Annotated in this window: 12 protein-coding genes; 5 read left to right on the top strand and 7 right to left on the bottom strand. The window is 69.9% G+C overall.

The window, feature by feature from the left end:
* Nucleotides 1–8 precede the first annotated feature (8 nt).
* Nucleotides 9–365, bottom strand: coding sequence for a RidA family protein (locus MKK52_RS20565; protein WP_243957093.1), 357 nt, complete (start codon nucleotides 363–365; stop codon nucleotides 9–11).
* Between the two features lie 213 nt (nucleotides 366–578).
* On the opposite strand from MKK52_RS20565, the gene MKK52_RS20570 reads away from it, so the two are divergent.
* Entirely contained in the window at nucleotides 579–842 is a 264-nt protein-coding gene (locus tag MKK52_RS20570; protein WP_243957095.1) for a GlsB/YeaQ/YmgE family stress response membrane protein, read from the top strand.
* Nucleotides 843–899: 57 nt separating this feature from the next.
* On the opposite strand, the gene MKK52_RS20575 is transcribed toward MKK52_RS20570, so the two are convergent.
* From MKK52_RS20575 to rpsO, 3 genes are all read right to left on the bottom strand, one after another.
* A complete protein-coding gene (locus MKK52_RS20575; RefSeq protein WP_243957096.1) occupies nucleotides 900–1,121 on the bottom strand; it encodes a YgaP-like transmembrane domain in 222 nt (73 codons plus the stop codon).
* A gap of 147 nt (nucleotides 1,122–1,268) precedes the next feature.
* Nucleotides 1,269–3,512, bottom strand: a complete 2,244-nt coding sequence (gene pnp, locus MKK52_RS20580; protein ID WP_243957098.1) for a polyribonucleotide nucleotidyltransferase — start codon at nucleotides 3,510–3,512, stop codon at nucleotides 1,269–1,271.
* 198 nt (nucleotides 3,513–3,710) lie between these two features.
* Nucleotides 3,711–3,980, bottom strand: a complete 270-nt coding sequence (gene rpsO, locus MKK52_RS20585; protein ID WP_243957100.1) for a 30S ribosomal protein S15 — start codon at nucleotides 3,978–3,980, stop codon at nucleotides 3,711–3,713.
* Nucleotides 3,981–4,200: 220 nt separating this feature from the next.
* Here rpsO and MKK52_RS20590 point away from each other — a divergent pair, with 220 nt between their 5' ends.
* Both MKK52_RS20590 and MKK52_RS20595 read left to right on the top strand, forming a co-directional pair.
* Nucleotides 4,201–5,589: an APC family permease gene (locus tag MKK52_RS20590; protein ID WP_243957102.1), complete on the top strand. Its 1,389-nt coding sequence runs from the start codon at nucleotides 4,201–4,203 to the stop codon at nucleotides 5,587–5,589.
* 143 nt (nucleotides 5,590–5,732) lie between these two features.
* On the top strand, nucleotides 5,733–6,752 hold the full coding sequence (locus tag MKK52_RS20595; protein ID WP_243957104.1) for an SMP-30/gluconolactonase/LRE family protein: 1,020 nt from the start codon (nucleotides 5,733–5,735) through the stop codon (nucleotides 6,750–6,752).
* Between the two features lie 8 nt (nucleotides 6,753–6,760).
* Here MKK52_RS20595 and MKK52_RS20600 read toward each other — a convergent pair whose 3' ends face one another.
* Nucleotides 6,761–7,615, bottom strand: a complete 855-nt coding sequence (locus MKK52_RS20600; protein ID WP_243957106.1) for a formyltransferase family protein — start codon at nucleotides 7,613–7,615, stop codon at nucleotides 6,761–6,763.
* A complete protein-coding gene (locus MKK52_RS20605; RefSeq protein ID WP_243957108.1) occupies nucleotides 7,612–8,370 on the bottom strand; it encodes an SDR family NAD(P)-dependent oxidoreductase in 759 nt (252 codons plus the stop codon). Before MKK52_RS20605 ends, MKK52_RS20600 begins: the two co-directional genes overlap by 4 nt.
* A gap of 266 nt (nucleotides 8,371–8,636) precedes the next feature.
* On the opposite strand from MKK52_RS20605, the gene MKK52_RS20610 reads away from it, so the two are divergent.
* Entirely contained in the window at nucleotides 8,637–10,613 is a 1,977-nt protein-coding gene (locus MKK52_RS20610; RefSeq protein WP_243957110.1) for a capsular polysaccharide biosynthesis protein, read from the top strand.
* An 18-nt stretch (nucleotides 10,614–10,631) separates the two neighbouring features.
* Here the strand turns inward: MKK52_RS20610 and MKK52_RS20615 are convergent, their stop codons facing one another.
* Nucleotides 10,632–11,996 (bottom strand): capsule biosynthesis protein, encoded by a 1,365-nt coding sequence (locus MKK52_RS20615; RefSeq protein ID WP_243957112.1) that lies wholly within the window; start codon nucleotides 11,994–11,996, stop codon nucleotides 10,632–10,634.
* Nucleotides 11,997–12,286: 290 nt separating this feature from the next.
* On the opposite strand from MKK52_RS20615, the gene MKK52_RS20620 reads away from it, so the two are divergent.
* Nucleotides 12,287–12,877: polysaccharide biosynthesis/export family protein (locus tag MKK52_RS20620; RefSeq protein ID WP_243957113.1), on the top strand; the 591-nt coding region annotated here is incomplete at its 3' end.

Here is a 12,877-nt window from a genome sequence, read left to right on the forward strand (position 1 = left end):
CGCCACGTTCAGGCCGCCCGCGCGGCGACGACGACGATCTCGACGAGGTATTCCGGCGCGGCGAGCTTCGCCTCGACGGTGGCGCGGGTCGGTGGGTTCTCCTTCGACACCCAGGCGTCCCAGGCGGCGTTCATCTCGGCGAAGTGCGAGATGTCGGCGAGGTAGATCGTGGCCGTCAGGAGCTTCTCCTTGTCGGTGCCGGCGGCGGCCAGCAGGCGGTCGATCTGCTCCAGGATGTTCTGGGTCTGCGCGGTGACGCCCCGGCCCACCGGCTCGTCGGCCACCTGCCCGGCGAGGTAGACGGTATCGCCATACACCACGCCCTGGGACATCCGTGCCCCGGGCTCGATCCGCCTGATCGCCATACGCTCTCTCCGTCCATCCTGAAGGGTTCGCCGGACGCCGTCCGGCGGCGGCGTATCTGCCGCCGAGGACGGCTTGGCGTAAAGGGCGGGCGCGGTCACCAGTGTCGCAGACGGGAACCGCGAAAAAAATCCGCACCACGATGACGAGTCGGAGCAACCGGTTGGAAAATCCAAACGTTCAGAGGGCGTCAGCGGCCCAAAGCGGGGAGACACATGGGCATTCTCTGGACCATCATCATCGGATTCCTGGCGGGGGTCATCGCCAAGTTCATCATGCCGGGGCCGAACGAGCCTGCCGGCTTCATCTTGACCACGATCCTCGGCATCGTCGGCGCCTTCGTCGCGACCTTCATCGGTCAGGCGGTCGGCTGGTATGGGCCGAATCAAGGCGCGGGCTTCATCGGGGCCATCGTGGGCGCGGTGATCGTGCTCGCCATCTACGGCTTCGTCGCGAGCCGCCGCACCACCACCTACTGAGAAGCCCCGCCGCAGCGGGCTAAAGGAAGGGGCGCCCTGGGCGCCCCTTTTTCGTTTTCAGAACTCGTTCGCCATCGACTTCACGGCGCAATGCCCGGTGGCGCCCCGCATGGCGAGGCCGACGCCGACCACCAGCGCCGCGAGGCTCAGCCACTTGTTCGGGCGCGGCTGGGCGGCCGCCGCCGCGATGCCGAGGCCGAGGGCCACGGACACCGCCCGCTCCGTCGTGCTCAGGTTCGGTGTGCCGCTGAAGATGTCGTGGATCATGTCTCGGGCCATCGGGCTCCTCCGCTTCCAATCGCGGGGCGAACGCGGAGGGGGCCGGGGCGTTCCGTGCGGTGCCGTCCTGGCGGCGCCGCAAACGAAAATGCGGCCCCCGAGGGGACCGTGCTTCGTCGTCACGTCAGATCGTGGAGGGGAGGGCGATTACTCGCCCGCCTCGCGGCGGCGCTCGCCACGGTGGCTGCGGCCACCCTCACGACCGCCCTCGCGGCCTTCGCGGGGCTCACGCGGCTCGTCGCCGCGCTCGGACCGCTCGGAGTCGCGCTGCGCCTTGATCTTGTCGGTGATGTCCTCGCCGGTCTGCTGATCGACGACCTTCATCGACAGGCGGATCTTCCCACGGTCGTCCTGACCCAGGAACTTCACCTTCACCTTGTCGCCTTCCTTGACGACATCCGTCACCTTGGCGACCCGCTGGGCGGCGAGTTCCGAGATGTGGACGAGACCGTCCTTGGCGCCGAAGAAGTTCACGAAGGCGCCGAACTCCATGCACTTGACGATCGTGCCGTCGTAGATCGTGCCGGCCTCGGGCTCCGCGACGATGGAGCGGATCCAGTTATAGGCCGCCTTGATCGCCTTGCCGTCGGCGGAGGCGATCTTCACGATGCCGGTGTCCTCGATGTTGATCTTGGCGCCGGTCTTCTCGACGATCTCGCGGATCACCTTGCCGCCGGTGCCGATCACGTCGCGGATCTTGTCCGTCGGGATCTGCATGGTCTCGATGCGCGGCGCGTACTCGCCGAGCTCCGGACGCGCGGCGGTGAGGGCCTTGGCCATCTCCACCAGGATGTGGGCACGCCCGTCCCGCGCCTGGTCGAGGGCGACCCGCATGATCTCCTCGGTGATGCCGGCGATCTTGATGTCCATCTGGAGCGAGGTCACGCCCTCGTCCGTGCCGGCCACCTTGAAGTCCATGTCGCCGAGGTGATCCTCGTCGCCCAGGATGTCCGACAGGACCGCGAAGCGCTCACCCTCGAGGATGAGGCCCATGGCGATGCCGGCCACCGGACGGCGCAGCGGGACACCCGCATCCATCAGCGACAGCGAGCCGCCGCAGACCGAGGCCATCGAGGACGAGCCGTTCGACTCGGTGATCTCGGACACGACGCGGATCGTGTACGGGAACTCGTGAGCCGGCGGCAGAACCGGACGGATGGCGCGCCACGCCAGCTTGCCGTGGCCGATCTCACGACGGCCCGGCGAGCCCATGCGGCCCGTCTCACCCACCGAATAGGGAGGGAAGTTGTAGTGGAGCAGGAAGCGCTCCTTGTAGGTGCCTTCCAGCGCGTCGATGAACTGCTCGTCCTCGCCGGTGCCGAGGGTCGCGACCACGAGGGCCTGCGTCTCGCCACGGGTGAAGAGCGAGGAGCCGTGGGCGCGGGGCAGCACGCCGACCTCGGAGAGGATCGGGCGGACGGTCTTCACGTCACGGCCGTCGATGCGCGAGCCGGTGTCGAGGATGTTCCAGCGGACCACCTTCGACTGGGCCTCCTTGAAGGCGGCCTTGACCTTCTCAGCCGGGAACTTCTCCGCACCTTCGGCGCAGAGGGCGGCCATGACCTTGGCCTTCACCTCATCGACGGCGGCGTAGCGCTCCTGCTTGACCGTCTTGGTGTAGGCGGCGCGCAGCTCGGCCTCGCAGACCTCAAGGACGGCCTGCTCGACATCGGCGTTCTCGGGAGCGTGGAAGTCGCGCGGCTCCTTGGCGGCCTTCTCGGCCAACCGGATGATCGCCTCGATGACCGGCTGGAAGTGCTTGTGGCCGAACATCACGGCGCCGAGCATCACGTCTTCCGAGAGCTCTTTGGCCTCGGACTCGACCATCAGCACCGCGTCTTGCGTGCCGGCGACGACGAGATCGAGGGAGGATTCCTCCTTGGTCTCGGTGACGAGCGGGTTCAGCTTGTAGCCGCCGTTGACGTAGCCCACGCGGGCGGCGCCGATCGGGCCCATGAACGGCACGCCCGAGAGGGTCAGCGCCGCCGAGGCCGCCACCATGGCAACGATGTCGGGATCGTTCTCGAGGTCGTGGGTCAGCACCGTGACCGTGACCTGCGTGTCGTTGCGCCAGCCCTCGACGAAGAGGGGGCGGATCGGCCGGTCGATGAGGCGGGAGACCAGCGTCTCCTTCTCGGAGGGACGGCCTTCGCGCTTGAAGTAGCCGCCCGGGATGCGGCCGGCGGCGTAGGCGCGCTCCTGGTAGTTCACGGTGAGGGGGAGGAAGTCGATGCCGGCCTTCGGCTCCTTCGCGCCCACGACACAGGCGAGCACCGAGGTCTCGCCGTAGGTGGCGACGACGGCGCCGTCCGCCTGACGGGCCACCTTGCCCGTCTCGAGGACGAGCTTGCGGTCGCCCCACATCAGCTCTTCGCGTTGTACGTCGAACATGGTCTGTCTGTCCTTGCCTTCATGCGGCGGGCTACGCCCGGCACGGCGGGGGCAAGACGACGGGGGGCTTCACGAAGCCCCCGGCGATCCTGCCCCGATCTCGTGCGAGGGGCGGCCCGTTCGGCCTGCCCGAGCCCCATGCCCGGACCTGCCAAAGTCGAACGCGGCCCCGGAACCCGGAAGCCGCGTCGGATGAGATTAGCGGCGGATGCCGAGCTTCTCGATGAGCGAACGGTAGCGCGACTCGTCCTTGCGCTTCAGGTAGTCGAGAAGCGAGCGGCGCTGGGAGACCAGCTTCAGGAGGCCGCGGCGGGAATGGTTGTCCTTGCCGTGGGTCTTGAAGTGCTGGGTCAGGTTGGAAATCCGCTCGGAGAGGATGGCCACCTGCACCTCGGGGGAGCCGGTATCCTTCGCATCCGTGCGGTGCTGCTTGATGAGCGCGGTCTTGCGCTCTGCCGTGATCGACATCGCGTACCTTTCGGGTGTTTCGTACGGTGGAGCGCCCTGCGGGGCGCCTTGAGCCTGCGGACCGGCCTGAGCCGGGATGTCGTCCAGCACGGTCTGCCGCAAGCGGTTCAAGCCCCGCCCGGTCAACCGGGTCGAGGCTGTGGGATCCATACACGAAACCGGCGCTGATGCCACCCCCGGCCCGGGACTTGCCCTGTCGCCACCGATGGAAGGAAGAGGCATGTCAGGATCATCGAGCGCGCCGGCCGGGTCTTCCCGGGGCCTGGAACGGGCGCTCACCGCGCCGGGGCTCGTCTGCATCGGCCTCGGCGGAACCATCGGCGCGGGCATCTTCGTCCTGACCGGCACGGCGGCCGCGCACTTTGCCGGGCCGGCGCTGATCCTGTCCTTCCTGATCGGCGGTCTCGTCAGCGGGCTGGTGGGGCTGTGCTACGCCGAACTCGCGGCGATGATCCCGGAGGCGGGCTCCACCTACGCCTACACCCGCGTGAGCCTCGGCCTGCTGCCGGCCTGGATCGTCGGCTGGGACCTCGTACTCGAATTCGCCTTCGCGGCGGCGACCGTCGCCTCGGGCTGGTCGGGCTACGCGCAATCGCTGCTCGCAGATTTCGGCCTGCGCCTGCCGGCCGCCCTCGCCGCGGCGCCGGGGACGGGCGGTCTCATCGATTTGCCCGCCGTGATCGTGGTGCTCGCCCTCACCGTCCTGCTGACGCGGGGCGTGCGCGAGGCCTCCAGCATCAACGCCGCCCTGGTGGCCCTGAAGGTGGCGATCATCCTGGCCTTCGTCGGCATCGGCGCCGCCCATCTCAGGCCCGAACTCTGGCACCCCTTCGTGCCCGCGAATGCCGGCGCCTTCGGCGAGTTCGGGGCGAGCGGTATCTTCCGGGGCGCGGCGGTGGTGTTCTTCGCCTTCATCGGCTTCGAGACCGTCTCGACGGCGGCCGGCGAGTGCCGCGATCCGCAATCCGACGCGCCGAAGGGGCTGATCGGCTCGCTCGTCTTGAGCACGCTGCTCTACGTCGCGGTCGCGGCCGTGCTCACCGGACTCGTGCCCTATCGCGAACTCGGCGTGCCGGACCCGATCGCGAAGGCGGTCGATACCATCGGCCATCCCGGCTTCGCGCTGTTCGTGAAGCTCGGCGCCCTCGTGGGGCTGACCACCTCGACCCTCACCGCCCTCTACGGGCAGGGCCGGATCTTCTACGCGATGGCCCGCGACGGCCTGCTGCCCGACGTCTTCGCCCGCATCCACCCGCAGACCCGCGCGCCCGCCAACGGCCAGATGACCATCGGTCTCTGTACCGCCGCCGTGGCGGGGCTGGTGCCCATCGACGTGCTGGGCGAACTCGTGAGCATCGGCACGCTGCTGGCCTTCGGCCTCGTCTGCGCCAGCGTGCCGATCCTGCGCCGCCTCCAGCCCGACCGGCACCGGCCCTTCCGCGTCCCGGCCGCCGACCTCGTCGCGGCCCTCGGGCTCCTCGCCTGCGCGGCCCTGATGGCCTCCCTGCCAGCCGAGACCTGGCTGCGCCTCGCCGCCTGGACCGGATTGGGCCTAGCGATCTTCTACGGGTATGGGCGCAGGCGTGCGCGCTCCTCTGGCAGCGCCTGAAACGATTGTTGCGGGCAGCGCATCAATTGATCCAATTTTGACGTTGGACAGCTCCGCGACGCCGTCCCACCGATGAGGCGCAACGACGACCCGCCGCGCTCGCGAACGAGCCACGAGACGGGCCGCGTCATCGGAGGAACGTCATGTCGGAGATCGTGAGCCGGAGGCTCGTGCTGACGGGGGCCGCTGCGGCAGGGGCCGTCCTCACCACGGCGCGGAACGCCAGGGCGGCCTGGGAGCCGTCGCAGCGCCTGCCCGACCCGGCGGTGGAAATCCTCGATCCGAGCTTTGCCAAGTACCGGCTGAGCCTCGCGGCCATCGAGCGGATCGCCACCGGCCTGCGCTGGGCCGAGGGACCGGTGTGGTTCGGCGACATGGACATGCTGCTGTTCAGCGATGTGACCAACGACCGGATCATGCGCTGGGAGGCCGGGACCGGCCGGCTCTCGGTCTTCCGGCAGGGCTCGTCTTTCGCCAACGGCAACACCCGCGACCGCGAGGGCCGTCTGCTGACGTGCCAGCACCAGACCCGCAGCGTCACGCGCACCGAGCACGACGGTAGCCTGACCACCCTGCTCGACCGCTTCGACGGCAAGCCGCTGAACTCGCCCAACGACATCGTCTGCCGGTTGGACGGGTCCGTGTGGTTCACCGACCCGGCCTTCGGGCCGAACCCCTACGAGCGGATGGCGGCCCCGGAGCTGCCGGGGAACGTCTACCGGATCGATCCCGCGACGGGACGCGCCACGGTGGCGGTGGCCGGCATCAACGGCCCGAACGGGCTCGCTTTCTCCCCCGACGAGTCGAAGCTCTACGTCATCGAGGCCCGCGCCGAGCCGAACCGGCTGATCCGCGTCTACGACGTGGTCGATAGCGGCCGGGCGACCGCGAACGGACGTGTGTTCTTCGATTGCGGGAAGGGCACGGCCGACGGGTTCCGCGTCGATGCCGACGGCAACCTCTGGTGCGGCTGGGGGATGGGCGAGGCCGAGGACGGCGTCGTGATTATCTCACCGCAGGGCAAGATGATCGGCCGCATCCGCCTCCCCGAGCGCTGCGCCAACCTCTGCTTCGGCGGCCGGGGCCGGAACCGGCTGCTGATGACCTCCACGCGTTCCGTCTACGCCCTGTATGTCGGCGTGCAGGGGGCGGTCGCCTGCTGAGGCACGCCCTACCGGAGTGACAGCTTCGCCGCCGCCGCGAGATCCGCCGCATCGGTGAGCCGCAGGCCCCTGCGCTTGAGGCTCGCTAGCATCGTCCGGTCGGGGAACGGGCAATAGGGCAGGACGTCGGCCATCCGTCCCTCGGGCAGGGCACCGGTCGCCGCCACCGTGTCGAGCAGCCGGTCGAGCATGGCGCGGCCGTGCTGGTGGAGCAGGATCGCCGCGCGGGTCGCCGTGACGTCGGCGGGCATCCGCACGGCCTCCTGATCGAGGATCGCGCCGGCATCGATGGCGGCGGCGAGCCGGTGCAGGGTCATGCCGAACGCATCCGGCCCCTCCGCGAGGGCGTGGATCGTCGGCACCGGCCCGCGATGGCGCGGGAGCAGGCCGGGATGGGCGTTGATCCCGCCGAGCCGCGCCAGCGCGATGGTCTCCGGCTTCAGGATCTGGTCGAAATGGTAGGTGAGGATCACGTCCGGCGCGGCCTCGCGGAGGCCGCGGTGCATCTCCGTCCCGTTCACGTCATCGACCTTCACGCTGCGGATGCCCATCCGGCGGCAGAGGGTCGCGAGCGGCGTCGCCTCCGGCACCTCGGCGCTGCCGGCGGCGGCCTGGGTGAGGGGGGCGAGCGGGCGCAGCAGGTCGGGTAGGCCGAAATTCACCGCGAGATAGGGCAGGATCCCCGTGCCCGAGCGGCCGAGATGGCGGCGCAACTGCCCCGTCAGGCCGCCGCTCGACGGTCGCTCCGCGTTGGACAAGCCCACGAGGACGATCTCGTGCCTGAGATCCGCCACGAGGCGCCGCACGGTGCGGGCATTCGGCAGGGCTTCGAGGACGAGGAGCGCGATCCGCAAGACCGTCACCGCTGGTTGAACTTGAAGGCAGAGAGACTGACCCGCCGGACCCATTCGGGCAGCAGCAGCACGCAGCGGGCCAGAACCGCCAGCGGCAGGGGGAAGGACACCACGTCCCGGTCCTTCGCGAGGCCCTTGGCGATGATCGCGGCGGCTTGCTCGGCGCTCATCTCCAGGGGACGCCAGCCCTTCAGCTCGCTGCCCATGGGCGTCTTCACGTAGCCCGGCGTCACCACGCTGATGCGCACGCCGAGCGGCCAGACCTTCTGGCGCAGGGCGAGGCCGTGGGCGATCAGCGCCGCCTTGGCGCCGCTGTAGGTCGGCGCGTCGGCGAGCGGCGCATAGGCGGCGAGCGACGACATGAGCGCGATCTGGCCCCGGCCCCGGGCGAGCATCAGGCTCAGGGTCGGCAGCATCACGTTGAGCGAGCCGGTGTAATTGATGTCGGCGGTCTCGAAGGCCATCTCCTCGGTTTCGACCCGGCCCTCCTTGCCGCCCCCGTTGATGGCCGCGTTGACCACCACGAGATCGAGGGGCGAGCGGGCATCGACCTCGGTGAGGAGCCGGCGGATCGCCGCCCGGTCGCGGGTGTCGCCCCGCGCCACCTCGGCCTCCGCGCCCTTGGCGCGGCAATCCCGCGCCACGGCTTCCAGGCGCGGCGCGTTGCGGGCCACGAGGATGAGGCGGGTTCCGGCGGCGGCGTAATGGCGGGCGAGGGCGGCGCCGATGCCGCTCGAAGCCCCCGTGATCAGAATCGTCCTCACCGGGCGCCGCCCGGCCTGCCGCTGGTCATTTCCGCCATGATCCCCACTTTCCCTCTCCGGCATGCGGCCTTGTCCCGTCTCGCTTGACGCTGTCGAAACGATGTGGAAGGCCGCGCGCCGTCGCGGGCCTCGTAGAGTGCTCCCCGCCGGAGGGGAAGCCATTTCGGCCTGGCCCCCTGCGGTGCTATGCCCAAACCCTCGCCTTCCGGGCCGTTATCCACGTCGGCGGGTGCGGCTCAACGGTTCCGGTGATGGATGATTCTCGGATGGAAGGTGGCAAGCTCAAGCGCCTGTGGCCCCGGACGCTCTCGGAGATCGAGATGCCCGGTGGCCGCCCGGTGCGGCGCCTCGGCAGCGAGCCGGTCTCGCGCCGGGTCGGCCATGCCGACCGCTGGGACGAGGGCTTCCTGCGCCTACCCGGCGCCCGCACGCAGCGCCCGCTGAGCTCCATCGTCGATGGTCTCGGCATCTATTACGACGCCACCGCGCGCAGCGAACTGGAGATCATCCTCCAGGAGGGCGGCTGGGAGAACGACGAGATCCTGGCCCGCGCCGAGGCCGGCATCGCCCTGCTGCGCGAGGCGCGGCTCAGCCTCGACAACGACCCCCGCCGCGCCAACCTCGCGACCCTCCTCGACGGGCGCGACACGACGCGGCCCCTCGTGGTGATCGTCGATCAGGTCCAGAAGGACCCGACCATCGGCTTCGGGCTCGCCAGCGAGACGGGCTTCGCCACCATGCTGGCGACCGCCGCCGCCGAGCACCCGGAGGCCGACCGCGTGGTCATCATGGACCCGGCCGCGCGGCCCGGGACGATGGGCCATCTCGAACGCGCCGCCATCGAGGGCGCCGGCGCGCGGGCCGTCTATGAGCCGGTGGAGGCGTGGTCGGTGATCGAAGCCGCCGCGCGGCTCTACGTGGTCACGAGCCATATTGGCTTCGAGGCGGCGCTGGCGGGGCGGCCGGTGAGCTGTTTCGGCGTGCCGTTCTATGCCGGTTGGGGCTTCACCGACGACCGGCTCGATCCGATCCGGCGCAGCCGCAGCCGCACCCCGGTCGAGGTCTTCGCGGCCGTCTACCTGATCTGCTCACGCTACTTCGAGCCCTATGGCGGCGAGACCTGCCGGTTCGAGGAGGCGGCGGCGATCCTGCGCCTCGTCGTCGAGGAGCAGCGCGCCAACGCCGCCCGCACCCTCTGCATCGGCTTCGCCGCGTGGAAGCGGCGCTGGCTGTCGCGGGCGCTGGCCTCGCCGGGTCGGATCCCCGCCATCGCCGCCCCCCGTCACGAGCCGAAGCCCGCCGAGATCGCCCGCTACGAGCGCGTCGTCGCCTGGGCGAGCCGCGCGCCGGACAGCCTTGGCGCCGCCTGCCGCGCGGCCGGCGTGCCGCTGTTGCGGATGGAGGACGGGTTCATCCGCTCCATCGGCCTCGGCGTGGCGTTGCGCCCCGGCGCCTCGCACGTCATCGACGCCACCGGCATCTATTACGACGCCAGCGGGCCGAGCGACCTCGAACGGCTCCTGGAGGAGGGCGGCTTCCCCGCCGACGTGCTGGAGCGCGCCAAGCGCCTGCGCGCGGCGGTCGTGGAGGCCAAGCTCAGCAAGTACAATGTCGGCGCGGCGCCGATGCCGGCCCTCCCGAAAGGCGCGCGGGTCGTGCTCGTCGCCGGGCAGGTGGAGAACGACGCCTCGATCAAGCTCTGCGGCGCCACCGTCGTCCGCAACGTGGACCTCCTGAAGCTCGCCCGCCAGCGCCATCCCGACGCGGTGATCGCCTTCAAGCCGCACCCGGACGTGGAAGCCGGACTCAGGCCGGGCCGGGTGGCGCCGGACGAAATCTCGGCCCACGCGGATATCGTCCTGCGCGATGTGGCGGCAGCCGATGCCATCGAGGCCGCCGACCACACTGAGACGATCTCATCGCTGATCGGGTTCGAGGCGCTGCTACGCGGCAAGACTGTCACGACCCACGGCCTGCCCTTCTATGCTGGCTGGGGCCTCACGGAGAGCCCGGCCTGCCCGAGGCGGACGCGGCGCGTGACTCTCGACGAGTTGGTTGCGGCCTCGCTCATCGTCTACCCGCACTACGTCGATCCGCGCAGCGGCCTGCCCTGTCCGCCGGAGGTGATCATCCAGCGGCTGTCGGAGGGCGATGCGGGGCTGATGCGTCGCGAACCGACGGTCGAGGCGGCGATGAAGCAGGTCTGGTCGCTGGCCTCGCGCCACCTGCTCCGGCGGCAATAGGCGCCGCCGAGGGCCGGCTCAGACGTTCTGGAACTCGAAGCCGTGCTCCGGCACGGCCTGGTCTGCCACGGCGGCATTGCGGCGGGCACGGGAGCGCATTTCGAGCCACGCACCCTCGGTGAGGTCGAGGCGCGAGGCCGTCGCCTGCACCGCGGCGGCGAGGCCCTCCTTGGCGTAGTACACGCCGCGGATCTGGATATGCCCGACGATGGCCCGCACGAAGGCGTGCCATAGGTCCTGGCGCGGGGGCGTCGCCTCGGTCCAGAACTGGTCGAGGGGGCCTTGGAAGGTCAGGCCCTCGATGTCGTAGACCGCCGTGCCGAGGGTGATCGTCGGCACCGCGACGCGCATCGACCAGAGGCCGACCGTGCTGTTCACGGTGATGCAGCCCTTCGAGGCTTCGAGCATCACGGCGAGGTTGCCGCCATCCACGAAATCCACCCGGCCCGCGACGCCGTGCCTGGCGGCCGAGCGGCGGACGATCCGCGCCCAGTTGCGAAGCCCCGGATCGAGTGGATGGGCCTTGATGACGAGGCGGCTGTTGGCCGGCGCGTTCTTGGCGAAGGAGGCGACCACCGCGTGGATCGGCGCCTTGAAGTCGAAATAGGGTGAGTAGGCCCGCAGCTGGAAGTCGTTCTCCATCTGCAGGGGCAGCACGTAATAGGGCGCCTTCTCGGCCTTCAGCCTGCCGACGAACCGATCGACTTTCGGCGAGCTGAACTTCGCCCGCAGGATGTGCAGGCCCGTGCCGAGATAAACGAGCCCCGGATGGTAGAGCTGGTGCGAGCGGTAGAACGGGTACAGGAACCACAGCCAGTTGGTGAGCATGTGGTAGGCGATGTCCCAGATCACCTGGGTCTTGAAGCTGTCGCCGTAGCGAGGCTCCAGATCCGGCGCGGGCAACCCCTCGGCCAGCTTCATCACCGCCTCCGGCTCGCGCGGGAAGCAGCTGTCGCCCGACATGCCGTCGCGCTCCAGGGTGATCCAATCCGGCCGGAGATAACCGAAATCCGTCACGGTGACGTTGAGGTTGCGCGCCTTGGCCGCCGCGATTGCCACCTTGTGGTAGAAGCGCTGCTCGCCGAGCAACATCAGGTCCGTCACGCCCTCGCGGTCGATCAGGTCGGCGATGAAGGCGGGCCAGTTCTCCCGGCGGCCCCGGTAGTTCACCGCACCCGGACGGCGCCAGAACAGCCAGTCGCCGAAGCAGAGGTTGACCCGCAGGCAGCGGTGGCCGCGTGCTTCGAGCTCGTTCGCCGTGTCGGCGAAATAGGGGGTGACCGGACCCTGGAGGAACAGGAAGACCTGGCGTCCGCCCTGGCGGGAGGCCGCCTTGCCCATGGTGCCACGCTCGTGAGGGCCGGGGGCGGGGATCAATGCCATGAAAGCCACACTTTCCGATCGCGCACCGTCGGAGCCGGAACGGCGCTCCGTCGCGCCGAATCCCGCCGCGTTCTGTCATCCCGTCCTGCCGCGAAAAACGCGGCAGCATCATGGTCGCGCAGAACGCGGCAGTGGGTTGGGGATGAATGTTGCGCAGATGGCACGCCATCGGGCCGCGAAAGATGCGATCCTCGAACCGGCCTCAATTCACCGTTAAGCTGATGGCAGTCCTTCAGCCCCCTTATGGGGCGGCGGGCCGCGTCGACGGGCCCGGCACAGCGGATTTCTGAATGATGCGTTTGGGGAACCTTGCCGTTTCGTCGGCTTGCATCGCCACGTTGGCGATGTCGGGCTGCACGCTGCTGCCAGCGGCGGGGCCGACGGCCACGGCGATCCAGGCCGGCGCCGAGGTGCCAGAGGCCGGGGGCGGCCTGCTCGCCCGCTACGAGATCATCGACATCAACCCCGCAACCATCGAGGCCCTGCGCGGACGGCCCCTCGACAGCCTGCTCGCCTCGTTCGGCGATCACCGCCCCTCCGCCGAACCCCTGATCGGCATCGGCGACATGGTCGCCGTCTCCGTCTGGGAGGCCGGCTCCGGCGGCCTGTTCTCCGGCCCCCTCGTCGCCGACCGCTTCTCCGCCGGCTCGAAATCCGCCCTCATCCCCGAGCAGCCGGTCGGGCGCGACGGCTCCATCTCGGTTCCCTACGCCGGCCGGATCGCCGTCGCCGGCCGCCGCCCGCAGGACGTGCAGGCGCTCATCGAGAACGAACTCGCCGGCAAGGCCATCCAGCCGCAGGTGCTCGTCTCCGTCACCAAGCCGATCTCGCAGACCGTCACCGTGACCGGCGAGGCCGTGGCCGGCGCCCGCCTGCCGCTC

Source organism: Methylobacterium sp. J-067 (assembly GCF_022829465.1).
Taxonomy (GTDB): Bacteria; Pseudomonadota; Alphaproteobacteria; order Rhizobiales; family Beijerinckiaceae; genus Methylobacterium; species Methylobacterium litchii.